This window comes from Pandoraea terrae, assembly GCF_902459695.1.
GTDB classification, from domain to species: Bacteria; Pseudomonadota; Gammaproteobacteria; order Burkholderiales; family Burkholderiaceae; genus Pandoraea; species Pandoraea terrae.
The window spans coordinates 87,886-112,072 of record NZ_CABPRZ010000008.1 but is presented as its reverse complement, the minus strand read 5'-3'; the positions used below and the strand labels follow the sequence as shown (position 1 = coordinate 112,072).

21 protein-coding genes are annotated in these 24,187 nt (G+C 58.7%); 5 read left to right on the top strand and 16 right to left on the bottom strand.

Annotation, left to right across the window (positions count from 1 at the left end):
- Window positions 1–33: 33 nt before the first annotated feature.
- The 3 genes from PTE30175_RS11505 to PTE30175_RS28605 are packed head-to-tail and all read right to left on the bottom strand — an operon-like array spanning window position 34 to window position 3,063.
- The gene (locus PTE30175_RS11505; RefSeq protein ID WP_150697182.1) at window positions 34–1,329 is read right to left on the bottom strand and encodes a copper oxidase; all 1,296 of its coding nucleotides are present in this window, start codon (window positions 1,327–1,329) and stop codon (window positions 34–36) included.
- A gap of 1 nt (window position 1,330) precedes the next feature.
- Window positions 1,331–2,758 (bottom strand): TolC family protein, encoded by a 1,428-nt coding sequence (locus PTE30175_RS11500; RefSeq protein ID WP_150697310.1) that lies wholly within the window; start codon window positions 2,756–2,758, stop codon window positions 1,331–1,333.
- Window positions 2,758–3,063 (bottom strand): hypothetical protein, encoded by a 306-nt coding sequence (locus tag PTE30175_RS28605; RefSeq protein ID WP_224788718.1) that lies wholly within the window; start codon window positions 3,061–3,063, stop codon window positions 2,758–2,760. The genes PTE30175_RS11500 and PTE30175_RS28605 overlap by 1 nt, the downstream gene beginning before the upstream one ends.
- Before the next feature lie 675 nt (window positions 3,064–3,738).
- Between PTE30175_RS28605 and PTE30175_RS11485 the strand changes: the two genes are divergently transcribed.
- Window positions 3,739–4,926 (top strand): NAD(P)/FAD-dependent oxidoreductase, encoded by a 1,188-nt coding sequence (locus PTE30175_RS11485; protein ID WP_150697308.1) that lies wholly within the window; start codon window positions 3,739–3,741, stop codon window positions 4,924–4,926.
- Between the two features lie 124 nt (window positions 4,927–5,050).
- Here PTE30175_RS11485 and PTE30175_RS29090 read toward each other — a convergent pair whose 3' ends face one another.
- The 10 genes from PTE30175_RS29090 to PTE30175_RS11440 form a co-directional block, all read right to left on the bottom strand.
- The gene (locus PTE30175_RS29090) at window positions 5,051–5,347 is read right to left on the bottom strand and encodes an alpha-hydroxy-acid oxidizing protein (protein WP_338044434.1); all 297 of its coding nucleotides are present in this window, start codon (window positions 5,345–5,347) and stop codon (window positions 5,051–5,053) included.
- A 115-nt stretch (window positions 5,348–5,462) separates the two neighbouring features.
- A complete protein-coding gene (locus PTE30175_RS29085) occupies window positions 5,463–5,834 on the bottom strand; it encodes an alpha-hydroxy-acid oxidizing protein (protein WP_338044433.1) in 372 nt (123 codons plus the stop codon).
- Between the two features lie 29 nt (window positions 5,835–5,863).
- Complete coding sequence (locus PTE30175_RS11475; protein WP_150697181.1) at window positions 5,864–7,288, bottom strand: FAD-binding oxidoreductase; 1,425 nt, start codon at window positions 7,286–7,288, stop codon at window positions 5,864–5,866.
- An 8-nt stretch (window positions 7,289–7,296) separates the two neighbouring features.
- Window positions 7,297–8,472: an ABC transporter ATP-binding protein gene (locus tag PTE30175_RS11470; RefSeq protein ID WP_338044432.1), complete on the bottom strand. Its 1,176-nt coding sequence runs from the start codon at window positions 8,470–8,472 to the stop codon at window positions 7,297–7,299.
- Between the two features lie 12 nt (window positions 8,473–8,484).
- Entirely contained in the window at window positions 8,485–9,312 is an 828-nt protein-coding gene (locus tag PTE30175_RS11465) for an ABC transporter permease (RefSeq protein WP_150697180.1), read from the bottom strand.
- The gene (locus PTE30175_RS11460; protein WP_150697179.1) at window positions 9,309–10,148 is read right to left on the bottom strand and encodes an ABC transporter permease; all 840 of its coding nucleotides are present in this window, start codon (window positions 10,146–10,148) and stop codon (window positions 9,309–9,311) included. Before PTE30175_RS11460 ends, PTE30175_RS11465 begins: the two co-directional genes overlap by 4 nt.
- Before the next feature lie 81 nt (window positions 10,149–10,229).
- Window positions 10,230–11,300 (bottom strand): ABC transporter substrate-binding protein, encoded by a 1,071-nt coding sequence (locus tag PTE30175_RS11455; RefSeq protein WP_150697178.1) that lies wholly within the window; start codon window positions 11,298–11,300, stop codon window positions 10,230–10,232.
- Window positions 11,301–11,333: 33 nt separating this feature from the next.
- Entirely contained in the window at window positions 11,334–12,197 is an 864-nt protein-coding gene (gene dapA, locus PTE30175_RS11450) for a 4-hydroxy-tetrahydrodipicolinate synthase (RefSeq protein WP_263596283.1), read from the bottom strand.
- Window positions 12,198–12,492: 295 nt separating this feature from the next.
- Window positions 12,493–14,103: an L-glutamate gamma-semialdehyde dehydrogenase gene (gene pruA, locus PTE30175_RS11445; protein ID WP_150697176.1), complete on the bottom strand. Its 1,611-nt coding sequence runs from the start codon at window positions 14,101–14,103 to the stop codon at window positions 12,493–12,495.
- A 298-nt stretch (window positions 14,104–14,401) separates the two neighbouring features.
- On the bottom strand, window positions 14,402–15,403 hold the full coding sequence (locus PTE30175_RS11440; RefSeq protein ID WP_150697175.1) for a LysR family transcriptional regulator: 1,002 nt from the start codon (window positions 15,401–15,403) through the stop codon (window positions 14,402–14,404).
- 102 nt (window positions 15,404–15,505) lie between these two features.
- Here PTE30175_RS11440 and PTE30175_RS11435 point away from each other — a divergent pair, with 102 nt between their 5' ends.
- The 4 genes from PTE30175_RS11435 (at window position 15,506) to aspA (ending at window position 20,865) form a co-directional block, all read left to right on the top strand.
- A complete protein-coding gene (locus PTE30175_RS11435; protein ID WP_150697174.1) occupies window positions 15,506–16,420 on the top strand; it encodes a LysR substrate-binding domain-containing protein in 915 nt (304 codons plus the stop codon).
- A gap of 178 nt (window positions 16,421–16,598) precedes the next feature.
- Window positions 16,599–17,888 carry a dicarboxylate/amino acid:cation symporter gene (locus PTE30175_RS11430; RefSeq protein WP_150697173.1) on the top strand — a complete coding sequence of 430 codons (1,290 nt, stop codon included), beginning with the start codon at window positions 16,599–16,601 and terminating at the stop codon, window positions 17,886–17,888.
- On the top strand, window positions 17,885–19,354 hold the full coding sequence (cuyB, locus tag PTE30175_RS11425; RefSeq protein ID WP_420819624.1) for a cysteate racemase: 1,470 nt from the start codon (window positions 17,885–17,887) through the stop codon (window positions 19,352–19,354). Before PTE30175_RS11430 ends, cuyB begins: the two co-directional genes overlap by 4 nt.
- Before the next feature lie 92 nt (window positions 19,355–19,446).
- Window positions 19,447–20,865 (top strand): aspartate ammonia-lyase, encoded by a 1,419-nt coding sequence (gene aspA / locus PTE30175_RS11420; RefSeq protein WP_150697172.1) that lies wholly within the window; start codon window positions 19,447–19,449, stop codon window positions 20,863–20,865.
- Between the two features lie 94 nt (window positions 20,866–20,959).
- Here the strand turns inward: aspA and PTE30175_RS11415 are convergent, their stop codons facing one another.
- From PTE30175_RS11415 to PTE30175_RS11405, 3 genes are all read right to left on the bottom strand, one after another.
- Window positions 20,960–21,982 carry an AraC family transcriptional regulator gene (locus tag PTE30175_RS11415; RefSeq protein WP_150697171.1) on the bottom strand — a complete coding sequence of 341 codons (1,023 nt, stop codon included), beginning with the start codon at window positions 21,980–21,982 and terminating at the stop codon, window positions 20,960–20,962.
- Window positions 21,983–22,134: 152 nt separating this feature from the next.
- The gene (locus tag PTE30175_RS11410; RefSeq protein ID WP_150697170.1) at window positions 22,135–22,695 is read right to left on the bottom strand and encodes an RBBP9/YdeN family alpha/beta hydrolase; all 561 of its coding nucleotides are present in this window, start codon (window positions 22,693–22,695) and stop codon (window positions 22,135–22,137) included.
- A gap of 91 nt (window positions 22,696–22,786) precedes the next feature.
- Window positions 22,787–23,767, bottom strand: a complete 981-nt coding sequence (locus tag PTE30175_RS11405; RefSeq protein ID WP_150697169.1) for a quinone oxidoreductase family protein — start codon at window positions 23,765–23,767, stop codon at window positions 22,787–22,789.
- Window positions 23,768–24,187 lie beyond the last annotated feature (420 nt).

Here is a 24,187-nt window from a genome sequence, read left to right as displayed (position 1 = left end):
AGTTAAACTGGGCCGTGCCCAGCGTCACAAAAGTCAGTCTTCTGGCAACTCACCGCTATATTCGCGAGCCACTGTTCCCTTCGGATGTTTGAACCAGCCCGGGTCACGGTAGTCATTGCGTTTCAGTCCCTCACGAACCTTGACAACGCTGAACATGCCGCCCATCTCCAGCGCACCGAACGGGCCGGTGCCCGTCATCATCGGCAACGTGTTGTCTGGAAGCGGCATCTCCATCTCGCCCATGGCGCCGCCGGTGCTGCCCATCGCCATGTAATCCGGCACGAGCTTGTTGATGCGTTTCGCAAGGTCCTTCTGAGGCACGCCAATCAGGTTCGGGACCTGATGTCCCATCGCATTCATCGTGTGGTGGGACTTGTGGCAGTGAAATGCCCAATCTCCCGGCCGGTTAGCCGTGAACTCGATGGCACGCATCTGTCCAACTGCAACGTCGGCGGTGACTTCCGGCCAGCGCGCGGCCGGTGGAATCCAGCCGCCGTCAGTGCCTGCCACCTCGAAGCTGTAACCGTGGAGATGAATGGGGTGATTGGTCATCGTCAAATTGCCGAATCGGATGCGCACTCGGTCCCCTGCTCGCACCGGCAAGGGGTCAATGCCCGGAAAAACGCGCGCATTCCATGTCCACATATTGAAGTCGGTCATCTCGTTGACGCGCGGCGTGAAGCTGCCCGGATCAATGTCGTACGCGGACATGATGAAAACGAAGTCACGGTCGACCGGCATGACACTGCGGTCTTTGGGATGCACGATGAAGGTTCCCATCATCCCCATTGCCATTTGCACCATCTCGTCTGAATGCGGGTGATACATGAACGTGCCATGCTTCTCCAGCTGAAATTCGTAGACGAACGTTTTCCCCGGAGGAATGTGCGGTTGCGTGAGCCCACCGACGCCATCCATCCCGCAGGGAAGCAGCATCCCGTGCCAATGAACGGTGGTTTGCTCGGGAAGCTTGTTGGTCACAAAGATACGGACCTTGTCACCCTCGACTGCCTCGATGGTGGGACCAGGTGCTTGCCCGTTGTAACCCCACAGATTCGCATTCATGCCCGGTGCCAGTTCGCGTACGACAGGCTCGGCAATCAAATGAAACTCCTTCCAACCATTCTTCATCCGCCACGGCAAGCTCCAGCCGTTCAGCGTCGCGACTGGCGTGTAAGGACGGCCGTTAGGCGGCACCAACGGCGGTTGCATCGTGGCTTTTGCCATCGTCGGGGCTTCGGGAAGCGACGCGGCGCCCGCCTTACTGACTAATGCCGCGCCCAAGAGCGCAGCGCCCGAACCGCCGAGAAAACTTCGACGTGACACCATCTCATTTACCTTCCAATTTCGTAGGCGACGCAGGTTGCGTCGCGGGGGCCGGCGGCGACGATGCCGCTACCTGCTGAGGCAGGCGGCCACCGACCGCTTGTTGCAGGTCTGTCTCGGCCAACCAGTAGTCCTTCAGCGCGTCGATGTAGTTGTTCACGGCACCAACCTGGTCTCGCGAGTCGGCGAGCAGTTCGAAGACGCTTGCAAGCATCCCGTTGTAACGCAGCAGAAGCTCGTCAGAAATGGTCTTTCGGATTGGCACGACCTCATCTCGGTAGTGCTTCGCCAAGTTGTAGTTCGTCACGTAGGCGGAATACGACTCGCGAACTTCTGACCGGGCTTCAATTGCGGTCTGTGCGAGTTTGTTTACGGACTGCATGTAAGTCGCCTCTGCCCGAGCCACTTTCGCGCCACCCCAATCGAAGATAGGAATCTCCACGCTGATTTCGTAACCGTGTTCGTGTCCCTTGTCGGTCTCGAAGTTGTTCAGATAGCCGACGTCAAGCACATTGACGAATCGCGTGGCCTTGGTGAGCCCGAGGGATGTCGCTACGCTTTGCGTCTGCAACTTTGCCGCCTGCATATCCAGTCGGTTCTGCATGGCAAAGCTTTCCAGGTCGTTCAATTGTGGCCGGTCCTTAGGCAGGTCGGGCAAACGGTCCGGAAGCGTGTAACCGGTGCCTGAGCCCCATAACCCCATCGCGCGCGTGAGTTTCTCTCGTGCGGACACGGCCTGTTGCTGCGCTTTTGCCTGTGCCGCGACCGACTCCGCATAGAACGCCTGTTCGCGCGCGTAGTCGAGCCGGCTGAAGTTCCCCGCTTGGCGCATTCGCAGTGCGAGTTCAGCGCCGGCTTCCGCCGAATCCTTTACCCGCGCTGCGTATTGCGCGGCTTGCTCGGCGGCTACCGCGTTGACATAGGCACGTCGCGCGTCTGCAGCGACCACGAGCATTGCGTTTGCCGTCTGGAGCTTCGTCTGTTCGAAACGGGCGTTCTCGATGCGAGAGGCAATGGGAAGCGTGAGGACGCTCAATATGCCCACCGAGAAGGTACGGCCAATACTGAGATCGTTGCTCGAGTGCGTGCGACTGAATTTGAACCCAGGATTCGGCAATCTTCCGGCCTGCACAAGGTCCGCCTCGGAAATCCCGAGTTCTCCATAAGACACCTGCAAGCCAGGATTATTTAACAGCGCGAGCTGCACCGCGTCGTCCATGCTCAAGGGTTTGGCGAGCATCTCCCGCGTACGGCCTGCCACCGCCTGCCGGTCGGCATCGGTCTTCACGTGCACGGTGTTCTTACCAAGACGCTCCGATGCCGTTGTTGCGACAGTATCGAATCCCCCATCTTTGGAGAACGTCGTGCAACCGGCGAGGAAGACACTCCCGGCGACGACGATAGCGGTGCGGGTGTTAACGAATTGCCGCATCACTTGGCTCCCTCGTTGTGAGAGTGCGTAGTGCCCGGTTCAATATTTTTCGCCGGGGTACTGGCCGCTGGCTGCTTTTGTTTCATTCCGGCCATACCCGTCGTGCCCATGACGGTCTGATTGAGTTGCTGCCAAGTCGGCCCTTCCCCGTCTCGGTAGGGTTGATAACCCTCGAAAGCGGACGGAACGGATGCCGCAGGCACTGACGCTGCCGCATCCGTTGGGTCTGGAATTGTTGTTGTCGCATGCGCGAGCGCCGGCAGCATCGCCGCCGCGCATAAAAGCGCCGCAGAAGTCATTTGCATGAAATTGTCCCGTCGTAGCTCTCCTGAACGACCGCAGGTCATCCAGAAAAACGAACTTATGCATCGCAGTCTTTCGCTGCGACAATGAGGCTAGACGAGGTTGGTTCGGGGAGGTCGCTCGACTCCATCCGTCAAAAACGACGGAGCAGTCTCAGATGCGGGAAGGGGTGTGGCGAAACGAACCACTACCGTTGGAGGGGGAATGCCTGGAACAAACGGCAACGCCACACCAAAGCAGCAGGATGCGCATGTCGAACAGGAGTGTGCATGCGCGCTGCCGTGATGATGGCCTTCGTGACCATGATGGTCGCCGCCCGTCATCTCGGCGATTTCAGCGCTCTGCAGTTGAGGTGCTGCATCGTCCGTCGCATGACGCATTGACACATGGGCTCCGCCAATGGGCGTTGCCCCACATTTCATCGAGACGGCCGCCAGCGACTGAACCGGAAGGCTCAGAGCCAACACCACGATAACGAAGAATTTGCGCCAATACGACATGGGAACGAAGTTTAGCACGTACGTTCCCACCGGACGAGATTCCCCAGGAAAACGCGTGTACTTCAAGCCCTAATGTTCGCCACCGGTTTTACTAAAAATCGCCTCCACTTATATTGAGCCCGGTTTGTTTCGCCTGTACCAAACTTGGACAACACCCTTGGAATGGAAGGCGGAATCGTGAATACATACGACGTGGTCGTCATTGGTGCCGGCGTCATCGGCAGTTCGGTGGCGTTTCATCTCGCGAAGTTTGGGGCGAAGCGCGTGCTGGTGCTCGACCGAGGCACGATTGGCGCAGGGACGACGTCTCAGTCTTCCGGCATTCTGCGCACCCATTATTCGGTGAAGGAGAACGTCGAGCTGGCTCGGCAATCATGGAGCGTGTTCAATAACTTCGCTCAATACCTGGAAGATGACGAAGCCTCCTGTGGCCTGGTGAAGTGCGGGTACATGATTGTCGCCCCCGAAGGGGACAAGCTGGAACCGCTTCGCGCGTCTCTACAGCAGCAACAGGAACAGGGTATCCCGCTTGAGTTGCTGAACCAAGCCCAAGCGAAGGAACTGCTGCCGATTGCGCAGTTCGAGGACGCAGCCCTCATTGGTTACGAGCCCGAAGCCGGCTTCGCCGATGCCTACCTGGTTGCGACGGGCTTCGCCCGTGCAGCGCGCCGAGGCGGGGTCACCATTCGCGAGAACGTCGAAGTTCAAAAGCTGCAGATTGAAAACGGGAAAGTGGTTGGGGTCTCGACGTCGATTGGCGACATCAAGACCTCCATGGTCATCAGCACCCAGAATATCTGGACGCCGGAACTCGCCGGCTGGACCGGCCGTTCGCTCCCGGTGGTACCGGAACGCCACGCCGTGCTGGCGCTGGAGTGCGAAGCGGCAAAGTACACGTTCTCGATGCCGGTCTTCAAGGACTTGGCATCCCCGGGCATGCTCTACTGCCGCAGCTACGGCGGCAGCCAGATGCTCGTGAGCGAAGGCGTGGTTGGCGAGAAGCTGAAGGCAGCAGAGGTCGAGCAGGGCGACATCCCGATGGACTACGTTGTGGAAGTCGGTGCCCAAGTGGCAGAACGGTTCCCTGACTATGAGACGGCCGGCATCGCATCCTCGTGGACCGGTGTCTATGACGTAACCCCTGATTGGAATCCGGTCCTCGGCAAGCTGCCTGGCATCGAGGGCCTTGTTGTCGGTTACGGCTTCTCCGGCCACGGATTCAAGCTGTCGCCGACGGTTGGCCGCATAATCGCCCAGGAAGCACTGGGTCTCCCGACAGACGTCTCCCTGAAGCCCTACTCCATCGAACGCTTCACGACGGGTGAGCTTCTGACCGGCAAGTACGGTTTGGGCGCGGTGTCCTAAGCCTTGGCGAAAATCCGTGGGGGGTGTGGCCCAACCGGGCAGCCGCATCGCTGGCGTCGAAAGGTCATCGTTGCGAACGCCCCTCAGCTGGCCGACGGATTGGTGCGGCCATCAATGCGATTCCTTATCGATTGACCACGCGTAGGGCATTACGCCCACGGTGGCGAAGCGCACCCCCCGAGGTCAAATAAGAACGGTCAAGGTCACGCACATCCGGGCAGCCCACCAGGCGCAAACAAGTTTCCATTTCGCGGCGAAGCAGGGTCAGGACGTCCTTGCATCCTTGTTCGCCCGCCGCAGCAAGCCCGTAAAGAGGGGCTCGCCCAAGCAGAACTGCATTTGCCCCCAACGCAACCGCTTTGACAACGTCGCTCCCGCGTCGAATACCTCCGTCTACCAAGACTTCGAAGGTATCCGGCATTGCATCTACCGTTTCGGCAAGGATTTCAAGCGGGCTCAGCGCTCCATCAACATGCTTGGGCTCGGCGCATCATGTCCTCTGCGATGCGTCGGTCTCGCTGCACGTACAACTGAAGCTACAAGTCCCCGTTGGTGGTTTCTCGAACAGTTTCGATAAGACTGGTCGAGGCAGTAGACAGCACGAATGGAACGCCGGCGGCATTCGCGTGCTTCGCCAACAGTTCGTCCGCACGATGTCGGAAGAGTCCGTTCAGCCCCGTAGGCCCGACGACAACCGGCCAACCCAGCTCGCGGCCAGCAACTCGCACTGCGGTGCTGACATCGGTGACGTCCACAAAGACCCGTGGCGTGAAGAACACTTCGCCATAGGCTTCGCGATTCCGGCGCATGCTCACCTCGTCTTCGGCACCGCCTTCGAGATACCAATACGCAAACGACGGCAGAAACCGCTTCGCTGCGGCTCGATATTCAAGGACGTTGGAGAGCATGGCCTATGCTATGTCTGAGCGAGGTCGAACTACGCCGGCAGTACGCGGCCGGGATTCATCATGTTATCGGGGTCGAACAAGCACTTGATTTGTTTCATCAAGGCCACCTCAACCGCATCCTTGTAGATGCGCATTTCGTCGACATGAAGCGAACCAATGCCATGTTCGGCACTAAACGTTCCGCCCAGCTCGGCTGAAATGTCGTAAAGCACATGGCTAAGCGCTCTTTGGAATTCCGCCTTGTCGGTGACCGTGGCCCAATACGCATGCGTGAACATGGCGATATAGTGGAGATTCCCGTCGCCCATGTGCCCCACGATGACCGGCGTGGCCTGAGGATACTGCTTCCCTAGCGCTACGCCCGCGCGTTCGATGAACGTCGGAATCAGGTAGGTGGGCACGGCGATATCGTGCGTCAGCCCCATTCCTTCACGCCCGTTGGCCTCGGTCACGTTGTGGCGAATACGCCAAAGTTCGTGCCGCTGCTGTTCCGTCGCGGCGATAACGACATCCTCGAACGCGCCTCGTTCGTAGGCGGCTCCCAACACCTCGTTCAGGCGCTCCGTCAAGCCATCTCCGCGCTCAGGCGAGGCAAGCTCGACGAGCACCATCCATTGCGGCGTATCGTTCCCAAACGGGTTGCGCATGTTAGTGCCGTGCCGAAGCGAAATCTCGAACTCCGACCTGGAAATCAGCTCGAGTCCGACCAGCTCCCCCGGAAACACGCCCTGCAGACGGAGGCCCTCATCAACGGCGGCCTCCACCGTCGACAAGCCAAGCATCGCCGTGGCGACTGAGTGAGGTTTCGGGAATAGCTTGAGGGTTGCGGCGGTTACCACCCCCAACGTCCCTTCGGCGCCGATGAACAGGTTCTTCAAGTCGTAGCCGCTGTTGTTCTTCCTGAGCGTGCGCAGACCATTCCAGATCCGGCCGTCGGGAAGCGCGACTTCGATGCCCAATATCAGGTCGCGCGTGTTGCCAAATCGAACGACATTGGTCCCGCCAGCGTTCGTGGCAATGTTCCCACCTATTTGGCAAGAACCTTCGGCACCCAGCGATAGCGGGAACAACCGGTCCACCGCCGACGCCGCCGCCTGAATGTCGGCCAGGATGCATCCTGCTTCGACGGTCATCGCGTTATTGCGCGGATTCACATCGAGGATGCGATTCATCTTTCCGAGACTCAGAATGATGTTCACACCATCGACGGCGGGTACCGAACCGCCGCAAACGCTCGTATTCCCGCCTTGGGGAAACACTCGCACCCGGTTAGCGCGGCAGTACGAGAGGACCGCCGCCACTTGGCCGGTGCTCTGAGGCGAGACAATACAAATCGCGTCGCCCCTGTGGCGCTTCCGCCAGTCGACAAGGTGTGGCGCCATATCCGTCGCATGATCCACGACGTGCGATTTCCCCACCAGCGCGCGAAGTTCCGAGATGATTTTTGAGCTCATGACGATTGTTATTTCAGAACTACGCTATCGCGGGCAGACCAACGGAGTTCCATCGGGCAACCCATTGGCGAGCGTTCGACGGCGCGGCTGGAGATGCCTTTGGCAAGCACGACGCGACCATTGGGGAGCGCCACATCGAAGCGAGTCATACCGCCGACAAAGGACACTTGCGAAACCACGCCGGCACAATGGTTCTCCCCCGGACCGGCCTTCTCGCCGACGTCCTGCGCACTCGTCGCAACAACCTTCTCCGGGCGCACGAGGACCTTGACGCGGTCTCCCTTGGCATGACCTTCGGTCGTGCGAACCTCGATATTCCAGCCCGCCTCCACTTGCACCGTGCTTTTGTCGACAACGATTGCATCGAAGAGGTTTGACTCACCGACAAAGTCGGCAACGAACTCACTCACAGGCTCGAAGTACAGCTCGTCCGGCGTGCCCAACTGCGCTATGCGCCCGCCATTCATCAGGCAGACCCGGTCGGATAAATTCAGCGCTTCCTCCTGGTCATGGGTAACGTAGACCAGCGTCGTACCCAACTCCCGGTGCAGTCGCTTGATTTCGCCTTGGAGTTGGTCTCGCAACTTCTTGTCCAGCGCACCCAGCGGTTCGTCCATCAGAATCACGGACGGCGAGTAGACGATGCAACGTGCGATGCCGACACGCTGTTGCTGGCCACCCGACATTTCGCGGGGTTTGCGCTTCTCATAGCCGTTCAAGCCGACCCGCTCCAACGCGTTACCCACCTTTTCCCGGATTTCCGACGCGCTTGCGCCGCGGATGCGCAGGGGAAAAGCAACGTTGTCGAAGACATTAAGGTGCGGCAACAAGGCGTAGTTCTGAAACACCATACCCAGTTGGCGGTCACGCGGGGGGACCGTGGATACGTCCTTCCCGTCCAGGAAAATCCGGCCGGTTGTCGGCGCAATGGCGCCGGCGATGATGTTCAAGATAGTGCTCTTGCCGGAACCACTGGGCCCCAGCAGGCTCAGGAATTCGCCCTTCCGAACGTTCAAGTTGGTGCTGTGCAATGCCGGGGCCTCGCCGTACACCTTGCTCACGCCGTCAAAGACAATCATGTCTTCCCCGGCCAAAAGCGCTCGTTCCATGCCTTTGAATCCTTGATTCTGGTGGCCGGTAGCCAACACCTTGGCGTCAGCCATCCTCTTCAATGCGTGCGTCATGGTCGGACCGTCCTAGTGAGAAATGTCAGGCGTAGACGGTTGCAGCAAGACCGACACGCAACAGAAGCAGATGGAGAGCAGCGTCAGCAGCGCAGAAACCGCTGCGATAACAGGCGAGATGTCCCACTGAATACTGCTGTACATGCGCACCGGAAGCGTAGTCGTGTTTGGGCTGGTCAGGAACCAGGCAATCACCACTTCGTCGAAGGAGACGAGAAACGCGAACAGTGCGCCAGCGAACATCGACGGCCGCAGTTGGGGGAGGACAACCTTGATAAACACGGTCCGACGATTTGCCCCCATGATGGTCGAGGCAAATTCCAACGCGGGGTCAAGCTTTTTGACGCCGGCCATCACCGTCATCATCATGAACGGCGTAACGTACGCGACGTGACTGACGACAAGGCCAGCCGTCGTCCCGACCAAATGAAAGCGGGACAGATACAGGTACAACCCCAGTGAAATGACGATCACCGGCACGAGAATCGGGCTCATCAGAAGCATCATGACGAGCCGCTTGCCCGGAAACTCATATCGAACCAACCCATACGAAGCCGGGACCCCAATGAGCAACGAAACGACCATCGTGATGGAAGCCACCTTCAGGCTTTGCAGAATGGGGTCAATCCACGCAATCGCGGTAAAGAGCTGCTGGTAGAGCTCCAGCGTCCACACCCGAGGCGGAAAGGTCATTTCCCCAGACCCGCCGAAGGAGATCGGGATGACGATCAGGCTTGGGACAAGAATGAACGCGTATACGGCGAACGCAATCACATCGCGCAGCCTGCGATACGTCTTCTCTTGCGAATCCACGACGGAGAGACTAATTGTCGCGCTCATGCCGGCACCTCCGACTGGTTTCCAAACTTCTTCAGTTGACCGGCACCCACCCCTGCGAGGGTGACGATGCCGAGCAGAATCACGCCGATGGCGGACGCCATATTCCAGTCCATCGTTTCCCGGGTGTAGAAGTCAACGAGGTTGGACATCATGACGTCTTTCCGACCGCCAAGAAGCGCCGGGATAACGAAGAACCCCATCGACATGATGGTCGTACTCAACACCGCAGCTGCCACCCCGGGAAGACTGAGGGGAAGCGTAATCTGGAAAAAGATTCTGGGCGGCTTGGCCCCCATGATTTCCGAGGCCCGATAGAGTGACTGATCGATAGCCAGGAGGCTCGCGAGCACCGGAAGCACGATGAACGGGATGAGGTAGTTGGTCATGCCCACCATCACGCCGAACCGGTTGAACAGCATCGGCAACTGGACTTGCGTGTTGAATACGAAGGAGAGCAGCTGGTTGACCAGACCACCTCGCCCAAGAAGGACGGTAAACGCGTAGCTCTTCACCAGAATGCTGGTCCAGAATGGCACCAGGACCAGAACCATGTAGATGGCCCGCTTCTTTGCCGGCTGTTTGGCAAGATGCAGCGCAATGGGGTAGCCCAGCAACAGGCTCGAGAGTGAGGCAAAAATGCTGATTTCAAACGTCGACCAAAGCGTTCTGATAAACAGCTCGCTCGTGAACAGGCGTTTGTAGGCGCTCATCGTCAGGCCACCGTCGGCGCCCGCGACGCTCGTGTACACGACGTACGCGAGCGGAACAAACATCACCAGGAACAAAAAAACCGTTGCCGGACCGACATAGCGCCAGCCGTCGTTGCGCGCTTTCATAGTGCTTCCTTTCGCGAAAGGGGGGGCTGGCACCGGGCACAGGGTAGTGCCGCGTGACGATGCTCCCACGGGTCGCTTTGCTCAGCTAAGAACCCACTCTTTGAATCGAAGTGTCAACTCGTCATAGTGGTCAGCCCACCACGCGTCGTTGCTGATGAGGTTCATCTTGTTGTGCGGGTCGGAAAGCCACTTCCTGGCGTCCGGCTTCATCAACCCCATGGCCTTTCTGCTCGCCGGGGTGTTGCCGTGCAGGTCCATAAGGGCTGCCTGACGGTCCGGCCGCATCGCGAACTGCAGATACTTCATTGCGTTCTGCTTATTCGGGGCATTCTTCAGAACCACGAGATATTCCAGACCGATAATGTTCTGCTTGAACGAGAAGTTGATGGGCTTACCGGCTTCTTGCGCAGCTTTCGCGCGCGTCGCGTAGGTATAGCTGAAGTCGACCTGCCCGGTTTCCACCAGGGTTACGGTTTGCGGCGTCTGGTCGACCCACTTGCCGACATACGGTTTGATGCGATTCAGGGCGCGGAAGGCACGTTCGACGTCGAGGGGATACATCTTCTCGGGCGCAACGCCATCGGCAAGCAAGGCAATCTCGAGCGTTTCGCTGGCGCGATTTCGCAGCGTCCGCTGACCAGGAAATTTCTTGACGTCGAAGTACTCGGCGAATGTCTCCGGATGCTTTCCCGCGGGATGCTTCTTGTCATCCCAACAAATGCCCCCGGTAAATCCGTAGAAGGGAACGGCCTCCTTCGTCATGGGTGCGATGAGGTCGCCCTTGTCGAACAGCGCCGGGTCCAACGGCTCCCAATAGCCGTTCTTCGAACCCGTCATTGCCATGGGACCGACAGCATCGAACACATCCCACTCGACATTCTTGGTCATCACCTGCGCCTTGACCTTTGCCAGGTCAGGCGTGTCGACGAGCGTCACACGAACACCGAACTCCTTTTCGAATGGCTTCGTCAATGCCTCTTCGACAGCCGTGCGGTAATTTCCGCCCCAGCTCACGACGACGAGGTTGCCGGCCGCCATGGCTTTACGCGACGTAATGACCATCGGCGCGCCAATCGCGGCAGCAGTCAGCGCCGCCCCAGTAGCCTGAAGAAACTTTCGACGGCCCGAATTCGCGTTGTTATCGAATGACATCTTGACCACCTTCATAGGAATGGTTTGGGGGAATTACTCGCGTTCGAGAAGCGATGGGATGACCTTTGCGAGACGGTCACGCAACGGTGCGCTCGCCGGCAGCAATGGGGGCAGCACGTCTCCCATTCCCCAGCCCATGATGTCCATTGCCGCTTTCAACGGCGCGGGATTGGGCTCAGCAAAGATGGCGTCGATGAGAGGACGAAGCGATGCGTGCAGGGCCATGGATTCGGCGAGCTTGCCATCCATGGCGAGGCGCAGGACCCGTGCCCACTGTTTCGGAATGATGTTCGAACTGGAGATGACCGCGCCGACAGCCCCCATCGCGACATGCAGCGGAAGAACATCCTCCTCGCCCGTCAGAATGGCGAGCTTCGACTTCGCCAACTCGGCAACCCTCATTTGTTGGGCCAAATCCGGATTGCAGGCTTTGATGCCTACAACACGCGTCATGTCGGCCAACCGGTCGACAGTCTGGTATTGCAACGCAACGCCGGTGCGGTACGGAATCTCATAAAGGATGATGTCGGCGTCGACTGCATCCGAAAAACGCTTGAAGTACTCGATGATTCCATCCTGGGTAGGACGAAAGTAATACGGAGTGACGACCATCAGCGCCTTCGCGCCAGCGGCGACGAAAGCTTTCGCGTTATCAATGGCATCGCCAATGCCGGGCGACAGGATGCCCGGGATAACGTGCAACTTGCCCGCACCGGCTTCCAGCGCGCATTCGACAACCTCCAGACGCTGGCGAGCCGAAAGGGACGTGTATTCCCCGGTTCCGCCCAGCGGGACAACCCCTTCGGTACCCGCAGCGGCCAGCCGTTTGACGTGGGCGGCCAGCGGAGCGACTTCGACCTTCAAATCCTTATTGAGCGGCGTTGGGACCGCTGTCAAGATTCCCGAATACCTGTGCGGCGTTGTCATGTTTCTACGATTCCTCATGAAGTTTGGTCGCAATGCGATGGCATACCGCAATCGCCGCAAGCCGTGCACTTCCAACATAAGTCACCAAAAAAACGGCTCCCGCAACATTAGAGAAGCTGACGTTCTACATAAGCGATGATTATTCAAACACCGCGCTCAAGGGCTCGGTAACAAGAATTACATGCCTGCGCAAGCGCTCGAGTCAACAGCCCATTGCGCGCTTATATGTCAGCCTCTCCCGAAATAAGGGATTACCCGAACATAATTACGCGCCAAACTTCCAGTGGCGAACCGGCAGGTAGGTTTCCTTCACCACGCGCGGCGAGGTCCAACGCAGCAAGTTCATGAACGAGCCAGCTTTGTCGTTGGTACCGCTTGCGCGCATACCGCCAAACGGCTGTTGACCAATCATCGCGCCGGTGGGCTTGTCGTTCAGGTACAGGTTACCTGCGGCGTTGACCAGAACGTTTTCGGCTTCATGCAGAGCAAAGCGGTCCGTCGAGAACACCGAGCCGGTCAGGGCGTAAGGGCTAGTCGCATCAATCAGCGCCAGCGTTTCCGCCCAGGCGTTGTCTTCATACACGAACACCGACAGAACCGGGCCGAACAGTTCTTCCTGCATCAGCGTGTGTCGCGGGTCCGTCACCTGAACAACCGTCGGCTCGACAAAATAACCCGGGTCGGACCAAGTCTTGCCACCGAAGATGAGCCGCACGCCGCTGTCTTGCTTGGACGACTCGATGACACGGCTCAACTTCTGGTGGGAAGCCTCGCTGATGACGGCACCCATGAAGGTTTTCGGGTCTGCAACGTCACCAACCCGCAGCTCAGCCAAACGGTCGCGCAGTTGTTTGCTGACTTCGCCCCAAAGGCGCTTCGGGATGTAGGCGCGAGACGCGGCGCTACACTTCTGCCCTTGGTAGCCGAACGCACCGCGAATCAACGCAATCGACAAGGCATCAACGTCGGCCGACGGGTGAGCCACGACGAAGTCCTTTCCGCCCGTCTCGCCCACGAGGCGCGGAATGGAACGGTAGGCGCCTACGTTGGATGCAACGCGCTTCCAAAGCGACTGGAAAACGGCCGAAGAGCCGGTAAAGTGAATGCCCGAGAGGTCTGCCGACGAAAGTGCGATACGCGTTGTCAGTTCCGCTTCGCCCGGAACAAAGTTGATGACGCCCGCGGGCAGGCCGGCCTCTTCGAGTGCCTCAAAGCAGATGAAGTTGGCAAGCGCTGACTTCTCCGAGGGCTTCCACAGCACGGTGTTGCCCATGATGGCGGGCGCTGTCGTCAGGTTACCGCCGATGGCTGTGAAATTGAATGGAGACACTGCGTACACAAAACCCTCAAGCGGACGCCAGTCGGCCCGGTTAGCCGCAGTCGCGACCGACAGCGGTTGCTCAGCATGTATCTTCTGCGCGTTGTAGGCATTGAACCGGAAGAAGTCAATCAACTCGCACGCGCTGTCGGGCTCCGCTTCCTCGATGGTCTTGCTTTGACCCAGCATCGTTGCTGCATTGATTCTGACGCGGTGTCGCGTCGAGATGATTTCCGCAGCACGGTGCAGAACCGCTGCGCGGCTCGCAAGGCTCAGATTGGCCCAGTCGCGAGCGACCGAGCGGGCGCTTGCAATGGCTTCACGAACTTGCGTTTCGTTCGGGCGATGGATACGCGCGATGACGCGCTGATGGTCGTGCGGAGCGCGGACCTCCACGACGTCGTTGGAAAACAGTCGCTTACCGCCAATAACCGCCGGGATTTCAACGACGTCACGATGCTCAAGCGCCTGCTTCAGCTGCTTGGCGCCTTCGGTGCCTTCGCAGAAAAGCATCTCCGGCTCGTTCGCGGGGAACGGAAGTTGAGGACCTGAAATCACGCTGACTCCTTAATTCATCCAAGGGGACCAAACACCAAGCGATATCCGGTAATGAAGCTCGGGGTACCTACATTGCCAAAGCATTTTTTCCCACGGCTCCTGGACGCTCGACACCAGATTCCAGAATACGCGGTACACAAAACCCCGCTCATTACTTAACTTCCGCTTATGTTCAGAATCGGGCGCGGTTATGACGTGGTCGGCACTTCTCACCTCAAGAGGCTATGAGAGAAGCGCGGAAAGACGAGACAGTCGAATTCGACGGCATGCGTCGGCGACTCATTGATAAGAACAGGCCCTAGTCCGTGCCAAGCGAATAGACCTGCTCCGCGCGTAGCGCAAGTGCCTTTGCTATGTCCCTGGAGACCTGCTTTTCATAAGCCTGGCGAAGCAGATCATGCATCTCGTTCGGAAGATTGCCCAGTTCGCCCTCGCGCGAACTGAGATAGAAAGTCCGCGACAGTTGTTCATAGGGGCGTCCATGCCGCACAAATTCCGTCAAGGGGACCACCCGAATTTCAGGAACGAAATGCCGAGACTGCCAGATGCAAAGCGGCGTGGTGATAGCGAATCCAAGACCGGCGGCAACAAGACTCAACATCGGGTCGGTCGCATCAAATTCACACGTACGCTCGACATTATCCGTGTGCGCCATCAAATACGTGTCCACATGCTGCCCAATCACGGAGCGGGCGCTATAGCGGATAAAGCGAAGGTGGCGGCTCAGGTCCGTAAGCGAGGCGAATTTGTCGACGGCGAAATCCTTGGGCAGCACGACATAGTAGGGCTCGGAAAAAAGCTTTTGTCGGCGAATGCCTGATGAACCGCCCACACCCGTCGTGGTGACAGCCATATCCAGCTGCCGAGCGTCGAGCAACGCATCCAACGTTGGCGTGATGCCGGACCACAGGCGAATCTGTTGCGACGTTCCCGTTAGCGCCTTGATAATGATCGGGCCGACGGTCGCCGCAAAGGAATCGACACATCCAAGCCGAACAACGACCCGTTTGGCACGTGTCACATTGCGAACGCTCTCGACCATCTGGTCGGCACTTTGAAGAATTGCCGTCGCGTGCTCAAACAGGCGTTGGCCGGCAGCCGTCGGCCTTGCAGGGCGTGTCGACCGGTCCAACAGCACCGTGTCGAGCAGACCTTCGACGGCCTTGATGCGCTGCGACACCCCTGCCTGGGAGATTTTCAGTCGTTTGGCGGCGTCAGAAATCGACCCTGACTCCACTACGGCCACCCAGCTCTCGAGTAAGTCCCAGTCAGGATACCGCCCGGTCGCGTACTCTTTCATGGCTAGCGCATCACGGCAATATGATGAGCCAATGTAACATACGATAGGTGAGGCAACTTTCTCACCGGAATATCGGTCCACTGCCTCGCGACAGGAACGCACATGGAAATCAAGTGGGTAGAAGACTTCATTGCTCTCTCTCGCTATCAAAGCTTCTCTCGAGCAGCGGAATTTCGAAACGTGACTCAGTCCGGCTTCAGCCGACGCATTCAGGCGCTGGAGCAGTGGGTTGGGGCCGACCTGATTGACCGAAGCAGCTTCCCCCCGACGCTTACGCCTGCAGGGCGGCTGTTTCTTGAAGTGGCCGAAGACATTCTCGAGAAGCTCTTCGACACGCGAGCTATCATCCGCACCGAGCAGCGTATGGCCGGAAAAGGCTTGCAGATTGCCGCTGGCCACACCATCGCGCTCAGCTTTTTGCCCGTATGGTTGAAGACGCTATCGGCGCATGTCGGGGAGGTGCGCGCGCGCGTAATACCAACGAACGTTCACGATTCGATCCTGATGCTTGTGAACGGAAACTGTGAACTGATGTTTGCCTATCACCACCCGGAGCTTCCCCTGCATCTGGATCCGGCGCGATACCAACATCTGACGGTGGGTGTAGATACGCTCATGCCGGTCTGCAGGCCGAACGAGCGCTCGTCGCCCGCCTTCCGGCTGCCGGGAACTGCAAATCGCCCGCTCCCGCTAATTTCCTATACGGAAACCAGCTATTTCGGCCGGTGCCTTGCTTTGCTTCTCTCGCGTGCTGATACGCCTCCGGCCTTGCAACTTCACTACGAATCGGATATGGCCGAAGTACTGAAGAAGCTTGTCATGGAAGGGGAAGGACTCGCATGGCTCCCCAAGAGCTCCGTCCTTGACGAACTCGAGTCTGGCGAATTGGTGGCGGCAGGCAGACCCGAGTGGCATTTCGATGTCGAGCTCCGCGTCTACCGTGACGCTTCCAATCGAAGTGAGTTTCTGGAGGCGCTCTGGGGGCACATTCGCGAGGTTTCGGAACCTGCCAGGTAGGGGTTTCTACGCGTTATGCTAATTTCGCATACACGCATGCAGTGTTTGCATCATCGCTTTATTTACCTTCCTTATGATTCGGTCCAGTACGAAAGCCTGCTGATTCAGCAGCGTTTTTTCCATTCAGGTGCACGGTGGCACAGGCTCGCCACCGCCCACCGCTCTTGGACTGATTCAAATGAAGAATCGCCTGACTCTCTACATCTTTGTGGGCATGTTGCTCGGCGTTGCGGTCGGCTACATCTGCCATCTCTCGGCCGCTGACGCCGCTGAAGCGAAGGTCATCGCCGGCTATTTCTCCATCATCACGGACATCTTTCTTCGTCTCGTGAAGATGATTATTGCGCCGCTGGTCTTCGCGACGTTGGTCTCCGGGCTTGCCGGCATGGAGGGAACCAGCGACGTGCGCCGGATTGGCTTCAGGTCGGTAGGTTGGTTCTTGTGTGCGTCTCTTATTTCCCTGGCGATTGGACTCGTTCTGGCAAACGTGTTTCAACCCGGTGCGGGGCTACATCTGGTGCAGACAAGCGCCGATGTGAACACTGGCTTGAATACCGCAGGGCTGAACTTCAAGGACTTCATCACGCACGCGTTCCCGACAAGCATCGTCGATGCGATGGCGCGCAACGACATCCTGCAAATCCTCGTGTTTTCGGTCTTGTTCGGCGTCGTGCTGAGCGTCATCAAAGGTGATTCCCGAGTGGCGCCGCTTATTGCCGGCGTGGAAGGCCTTGTCCCCGCAATGTTGAAGTTGACCGACTACGTGATGCGACTTGCGCCGATAGGTGTCTTCGGTGCACTGGCGTCCGCGATTACCGTGCACGGGTTGGATGTGCTGACGACTTACGGCAAGCTCATTGGCAGCTTCTATGTTGGCTTGGCCGCGCTCTGGGGCCTTCTCATCGTCGTTGGACAGTATTTTCTCGGCAACCGGATTTGGGCGCTGCTGAGGGCTATTCGAGAGCCCGCAATGCTCGCGTTTTCAACCGCAAGCAGTGAAGCGGCTTACCCCCGACTCACGGAAAAGTTGGAAGAGTTCGGCGTCAACAAGAAGGTGGTTGGCTTCACCTTGCCGCTGGGCTATGCATTTAACCTCGACGGTTCGATGATGTATCAGGCATTCGCTGCCATTTTTATCGCGCAGGCCTTCGGCATCGATATGCCGTTGAGCGCCCAAATCATGATGTTGCTGGTTCTCATGATCAGCAGCAAGGGGATGGCAGGCGTTGCTCGTGGTTCCGTTGTTGTCGTGGCCGCAGTGGCGCCAATGTTTCATCTGCCCCCCTCCGGCGTGGTGCTTATCCTTGCCATCGACCAAGTTCTTGACATGGGACGAACGGCGACTAATGTGATTGGTAACAGCATTGCGACCGCCGTGATTGCAAAATGGGAAGCGAAGCGGTTCGCCAAGCAAGCGAATCCCGAATGCGATAACGATTTCGTTCAACTCCAAGGCGACACGAAATGATGAATGTGAAGGACGCGAGCAAGCGAAGGTTCGGGGTGGTCGGTGGGCTTGGTCCGTTGGCAAGCGCAGATGTGTTTTTCAAGCTCGTGAAGTCAACCCCGGCCGCGAGTGATGAAGAACACTTCGACGTCGTATTCGAACAGCACCCGTTCCAAAGCCCCGGCACGGGAGGCGAGGCAACGACTCAGCGGAAACTGTACATCTTCGACATGATGCGCAGCTTCGAGAAACGAGGCGTTAGCACCGTACTGCTCCCCTGCTTCCTGAGTCATACGTTTATCGATGAGCTGAAAGCAAACTCGTCCCTACAGATTGTCGACATTGTCGAGGCCGTCCGCAGTCATGTTCGACGCAGGTTTCCCGCCGTCCGTCGCATCGGTGTGCTCGCGTCTGAATACACGCGTCATAAAGGTCTATTCGAAAAGTACTTCACATCGCCTGAATTCGAAGTTGTGCACGTGCGTCCACGCGAAGGCCTCGACCTCGTCACCGAGGCTGTCTATGGGACTGATGGAATCAAGAGCGGCAACTTGTGTGGTCGGCCGGTTGCGCTTTTGCGTAACGCTTGCGAGGACCTGATCGCTCAAGGCGTCAACATTATTGTGCCCGGCCTGACCGAAATCGCCCTCGTTGCCGCAGAAATTGGACCTCTGCCCGTGCCGTTGGTCGATTCGAACCTGGTCTATGCACAGTACGCCGTCTCAGGCCAGTATGCCTCGCCCGAAACGCTATTCAAGGTCGGTGTCGTGGGTGGCGTGGGGCCTGCTGCAACCGTCGACTTCATTCACAAGATTGTGCGCAACACGCACGCCGAACGAGACCAGGACCACATCAAGCTGATGGTCGAGCAGAACCCCCAGATTCCAGACCGCACGGGGAACTTGATTGGCGATGGACCTGACCCGACCATTTCCCTTTACGCGACGTGCAAGAAGCTGGAGTCGGGAGACGCCGATATCATCGCCATCCCCTGCAACACGGCCCATGCATTCGTCGAACGCATTCAGCCATATCTCAGCATTCCCATCGTGAACATGCTGACGGTGACTGTTCGCTATCTTCGAGAGAGTTTTCCTTCGCTGCGCTCGGTGGGGCTGCTCGCGACATCGGGCACAGTTGAAAGCGGCGTCTACGAAAAGGAGCTAGCCGCTCAAGGGTTACGGCAAGTTGTCCCCGGCCCCGCATTGCAAGCCCGCGTCATGGATGCAATTTATGGGAAGGAGGGCGTCAAAGCTGGCTTCACGACCGGCCAATGCCAAACCGACATCGCGGCGGCGATTGAAGGACTCATCTCCCAAGGCGTGGAAGTCATCATCCTTGGGTGCACAGAGCTACCGCTCCTGCTCCCGGAACAGCGCTTTTCTGGCAAGAACGGCACATCAGTTCGCCTGATTGACCCCACAGATGTCCTCGCTCGTCAGTGCGTCGCCTACGCGACTGCAGCGGCGGATTTGCAACGCAGCTAAACGACCCACTCACCCCCTCAGTCACTCGACACCGTAATCGACGGGGTCGATTGGCAGAACTCGCCTCAACGCTTCAGAGCTACTGACCACCTATGACTTCAACCCACCAACGTATCGAGCATGACCTTCTGGGTGACCTGGCTGTCCCCGCGTCTGCCTACTACGGCGTCCACACGCTGCGTGCGCTCGATAATTTCCCCATCACAGGCATCGCCATCTCCGCCTACCCCAACCTCATCAACGCATTGGCGAGCGTCAAAGAGGCGGCGGCAATGGCCAACCATGAGCTGGGCCTTCTGAGCGCGCAAAAGATGTCGGCCATCGTCCACGCGTGCCGGCAGGTACGGCAAGGCGTCGCACATGAGCACTTCGTGGTGGATGTCATCCAGGGCGGCGCGGGAACGTCCACCAATATGAACGCCAACGAGGTTATTGCGAACGTTGCGCTCGAGCACCTCGGCCACCAGCGCGGCGAATACGCGGTGCTCCACCCCAACGAGGACGTCAACCTTGGACAAAGCACCAACGATGTCTACCCGACGGCGCTGAAAATCGCGACGTATGCGGGAATCATGCAGCTGTTGGAGGCGATGGCCATTCTCCGAGCGTCGTTCGAAAGAAAGGCGGAGGAATTCAAGGACGATTTGAAGATGGGGCGAACGCAGCTTCAAGACGCGGTCCCGATGACCTTGGGGCAGGAGTTCAGCACGTTCGCGGTCATGCTGGGTGAAGACGAGGAGCGTTTGCGTGAAGCGGCAAAATTGATTTGCGAGATTAATTTGGGTGCGACGGCCATCGGAACTGGCATCAACACGGACCCCCAGTACGCCCGACTTGTATGTCGACATCTGAGCAACATAACGAGCATCCCGCTTACGACGTCGCCAAATCTGGTGGAGGCAACGCAGGATGTCGGGTCGTTCGTGCAATTGTCCGGCGTTCTCAAGCGTGTCGCGGTCAAGCTCTCCAAGACATGCAACGACCTCCGGCTCCTCTCCAGCGGCCCGCGCGCCGGGCTCGGCGAAATCAACTTGCCCCCTGTCCAGGCAGGTTCAAGCATCATGCCCGGCAAGGTCAACCCCGTCATTCCTGAGGTGGTCAACCAAATTGCCTTTGAGGTATTGGGTAACGACGTGACCGTCAGCTTTGCAGCGGAGGCCGGTCAACTCCAACTCAATGCGTTCGAGCCCATCATCGCGCACAGCCTGTTCAAGAGCGTTGCACACCTTCGTGCAGGATGCCTGACGCTCGCATCGAAATGCGTAGATGGGATTACCGCAAATCGGGACCGCCTGCGTTCCATTATCGAAAACTCGATTGGTATCGTCACTGCGCTGAACCCGTACATCGGCTACACACATGCGACGGCTGTTGCCCAAGAGGCCCTTGCGTCTGGCCGCAGCGTGGCGGAAATTGTTCTCGAGAATGGGCTTTTGAGCCAGGCCCAGCTTGACGAGATTCTGCAGCCGGCCATGCTGACTCAACCCAGAAAGATTGCTGCCGCGACTTGACTGCGCTTTGACCGGGCCGCTCACGAAGTTGTCCCGGTCTTTCAACCGCAGGTTCGTCGATGTCGCGCTTACCCGGCTTTCACCGGCTGCGTCGCTACTTGACGGCCGACGGTCGTGCCCCGCGTGTTGCCCGGCTTTCCTTGGCGCTGCAACCGAATTGTGTGTGGTACCAGCGCGAGAATGCGCTTGGCGCGGAAAAGCCAAGCAGGGTTGCCACCTCAGTCAACGGTCGATCGCTCTCGATGACATGACGCGCGGCGAGTTCCTTGCGGATGTCGTTCATGATCGACGAGAAACTCTGCCCCTGTTCCGCCAAACGGCGCTGGACCGTGCGGCACACCACGCCCAAGTGCTCGGCCACCTGCTCGATGCCGCAACGCCCACCAGGTAACAGCAGCACAATCGAGCGCCGCACGTCCTCAAGCATGGTCGCCTGCTGCGACATGACTGATGCGTCGAGCAATTGCTGCGCGTACCGCACCATGGCCGGATCGGCCGACGGGTTGCGTGCATCGAGATCGGCTTTCGCGCAAATGATGCAGTTGAAGTCGTAGTCGAACTCGACGCAATGACCGAAAAATCGTTGGTGGATACTGACGTCGCGCGGCGCCGGATGTTCGAAACATACGCGCCGCGGCTGCCAGTCTGCCTTGAGGAGCTGGCGTATCAACCGCACCATCACCCCTAGCGCCAACTCAACCCTTTGACGCGTCGGCTGATGCGCATTGCCGGCAATGACCACCTCACGAATGATGACAACGTCACCGCACTCCTCGATGGCCAGAGACAGCGCACCGTTGAGCAACGTCTGGTAGCGCATCAGCACGTCAAGCGAGCCGCGCAGCGTCGCCTGATCGCGGATCAGCAATCCTACGGCCCCCAGATTGGACAAGAGGCGAGACTCTGCCATGCACAGCCCGAAACTCTCGTTGCCCGACAGGGTTGCAGACGCCTGAAGCAGTTGTCCGACGCGCTCGACCGGAATCATGAGGTCCGGCTCGCGCAATACGCCCGGACTTAACCCCGCATCCAACAACATTCGCACCGGGTCCAATCCGGCGGCACGAGCGACCTCACTGTAGTTGGTTAGGCTCGCAGCGCGGACAAGTGACGACATCGGGAAGGTGAATAGAAGACTGGCACCAAATGATAAATCCGTGTCACGTATTGTCAAGCGGGGGAAACCCGTCTCCCCCCCACACTGCGCATCGCGAGCGCCTCGCGCTCACAAGCGCCAGAGAGAATGTCCTAGCTGACCACGCTAGCGCCTCAAATGAGTTCGTTGACGAAATCCAAAGCGCGCGGCCATTCACCAAACCCTGAGGCGGGGTTCAGATGACCGACAGCGCCGACGTCGACCAGGCGGCTGCCCCAAGCACTCGCCAGTTCCGCGACCTTTTCGAATCGCGCAAGCGGATCATTGGTGCTGGCCGCCACGATGCTCGGGAACGGTAGCCGCGTTCGCGGCGCAGGCAACCAACCGTGTTCACGCAAGACATCGATCGTCGGATAGCCTTGCGGCAGCGGCGATTCGAAATCCGGCGGCGCCGCGAGCAGCGCGCCCTGGATTTCGCGCTTGTGATGCTGCGCCCAATGCACAGTGATCATCACCCCGGCACTGTGCGCCACAAGCACCACGGGACCGGCGATGCCGGCGAGTGCCTGATCGAGCGCCTCGACTCTGGCCACGCAACTGAGCTTGTCATGTTCCAGCGGCGGAATCACGCGCGTGTTGGGCAGTTTGCGTGCGAGAATCGTTTGCCAGTGATCCTCAACGTGGTCCCGCAGGCCGGGAACGATCAATAGGGTGTGGGTCGAAGAAGATGTCATTGGCTAACGGGGCTTGAAAATATCAATCGGGCAACCTTTTGCCGGCCACACGAGCCAGGTGGCTCGTGTGGCCCGAACAGTGGCGCAACACTCACATCACGAAAATGGACGAGCCCGTGGTTTTTCGAGCCTCAAGGTCCCGATGTGCCTGCACCGCGTCCTGCAATTCATACCGCTGATTGATCTCGATGCTGATCCGGCCTGCCGCCACATGGCCGAACAACTCATCGACCAGCTCCGCCTTTTCAGCCGGATCGGCGATATAGTCAGCCAGACCCGGGCGGGTCAGGTACAGCGAGCCCTTGCGCGCCAGAATTTGCGGATCGAACGGCGGGATCGTGCCGGAGGCAGTGCCGACGCAAACCATCAGGCCACGGCGCTTGAGGGAGTCCAGCGAGGACATGAAGGTGTCCTTGCCCACGCTGTCAAAGACGACAGACACGCCCACACCGTCGGTCAGCTCACGCACACGCTTGGCCACGTCCTCATGACTGTAGTTGATCGTATGAGCGCAGCCGTGGGCACGTGCGATTTCGGCCTTGGCATCGGTCGACACCGTGCCAATCACCGTCAGTCCCAGCAATTTGGCCCACTGCGAAACGATCAGCCCCACACCGCCTGCTGCGGCATGAAGCAGCACGGCGTCGCCCGCCTTGAACGGGTAGATTCGGCGCACCAGGTAGGCGGCGGACAAACCACGCATGGTCATGGCCGCAGCGGTCTCACAGCCGATGGCCTCCGGCAGCTTGATCAGCAGCGCGGCAGAAATCAGCCGCTCAGTGCTGTAGGCGCCCAGCGTGTTGGTGAAGCCCGTGTAGGTCACGCGGTCGCCGATCGCCAGATCGGTCACACCGGCACCGACGGCTTCGATCACGCCGGATGCCTCGTTGCCAAGGCCGCTCGGGAGCGGAACCTTGTAGGTACCCCCGCGGAAATAGGTATCGGCAAAGTTCAGCCCCACTGCCACGTGGCGCACGCGCACCTCTCCCGGCCTGGGTTCTCCAACGTCGACGTCTTCAAAACGAAGGACCTCGGGGCCGCCGGGTTCGTAGAATTTAACGACTTTCGCCATGTTGTCTCCTGTTACGTATCAACTTTCGCAGTTCGCCAGCGACTCGCTAGCCTTTGTGTTCCCTTGACCTTGCACGTCTTGAGCTTGACGTTTCACGACATGGCCACGATCGCTCGGCGCGGTGTCATGGTGGCTCGGGATCACTATGCCCGCCATGCATCCATAGCAAAGCGCTTCGTGAGTCAAAGGCCAGCGTTGCGCGGTTGGAGCAAACGCTGAAGCAACCCGCGCCGCTATCCGTCGAGCGGCATGCGTCGTCGTCACCCATGTCTTTGCAATCGGCAGTGTCGACAGCATTGGATTCCCTCCGTTCATTGACGCTACGTCGGCCCGCAGCGCGCGAGGCCATCGTGATCCTGAGTGTAGCCCCATATTAAATTAATGTCGACAACAATCGAAATGCGGGATTTCCCTGTTGGC

What these genes read in the sequence shown, in the direction of transcription:
- PTE30175_RS29090 (WP_338044434.1), bottom strand. Translation starts at nt 5,347, where the DNA reads ATGCCGGATACCTTCGAAGTCTTGGTAGACGGAGGTATTCGACGCGGG.
- PTE30175_RS11410 (WP_150697170.1), bottom strand. Translation starts at nt 22,695, where the DNA reads ATGACATCTTCTTCGACCCACACCCTATTGATCGTTCCCGGCCTGCGG.
- PTE30175_RS11440 (WP_150697175.1), bottom strand. Translation starts at nt 15,403, where the DNA reads ATGAAAGAGTACGCGACCGGGCGGTATCCTGACTGGGACTTACTCGAG.
- PTE30175_RS11470 (WP_338044432.1), bottom strand. Translation starts at nt 8,472, where the DNA reads ATGACGCACGCATTGAAGAGGATGGCTGACGCCAAGGTGTTGGCTACC.
- PTE30175_RS29085 (WP_338044433.1), bottom strand. Translation starts at nt 5,834, where the DNA reads ATGCTCTCCAACGTCCTTGAATATCGAGCCGCAGCGAAGCGGTTTCTG.
- PTE30175_RS11475 (WP_150697181.1), bottom strand. Translation starts at nt 7,288, where the DNA reads ATGAGCTCAAAAATCATCTCGGAACTTCGCGCGCTGGTGGGGAAATCG.
- aspA (WP_150697172.1), top strand. Translation starts at nt 19,447, where the DNA reads ATGACTTCAACCCACCAACGTATCGAGCATGACCTTCTGGGTGACCTG.
- PTE30175_RS11465 (WP_150697180.1), bottom strand. Translation starts at nt 9,312, where the DNA reads ATGAGCGCGACAATTAGTCTCTCCGTCGTGGATTCGCAAGAGAAGACG.
- PTE30175_RS28605 (WP_224788718.1), bottom strand. Translation starts at nt 3,063, where the DNA reads ATGCAAATGACTTCTGCGGCGCTTTTATGCGCGGCGGCGATGCTGCCG.
- PTE30175_RS11505 (WP_150697182.1), bottom strand. Translation starts at nt 1,329, where the DNA reads ATGGTGTCACGTCGAAGTTTTCTCGGCGGTTCGGGCGCTGCGCTCTTG.
- cuyB (WP_420819624.1), top strand. Translation starts at nt 17,885, where the DNA reads ATGATGAATGTGAAGGACGCGAGCAAGCGAAGGTTCGGGGTGGTCGGT.
- PTE30175_RS11500 (WP_150697310.1), bottom strand. Translation starts at nt 2,758, where the DNA reads ATGCGGCAATTCGTTAACACCCGCACCGCTATCGTCGTCGCCGGGAGT.
- PTE30175_RS11430 (WP_150697173.1), top strand. Translation starts at nt 16,599, where the DNA reads ATGAAGAATCGCCTGACTCTCTACATCTTTGTGGGCATGTTGCTCGGC.
- PTE30175_RS11415 (WP_150697171.1), bottom strand. Translation starts at nt 21,982, where the DNA reads ATGTCGTCACTTGTCCGCGCTGCGAGCCTAACCAACTACAGTGAGGTC.
- PTE30175_RS11455 (WP_150697178.1), bottom strand. Translation starts at nt 11,300, where the DNA reads ATGTCATTCGATAACAACGCGAATTCGGGCCGTCGAAAGTTTCTTCAG.
- PTE30175_RS11460 (WP_150697179.1), bottom strand. Translation starts at nt 10,148, where the DNA reads ATGAAAGCGCGCAACGACGGCTGGCGCTATGTCGGTCCGGCAACGGTT.
- PTE30175_RS11435 (WP_150697174.1), top strand. Translation starts at nt 15,506, where the DNA reads ATGGAAATCAAGTGGGTAGAAGACTTCATTGCTCTCTCTCGCTATCAA.
- PTE30175_RS11405 (WP_150697169.1), bottom strand. Translation starts at nt 23,767, where the DNA reads ATGGCGAAAGTCGTTAAATTCTACGAACCCGGCGGCCCCGAGGTCCTT.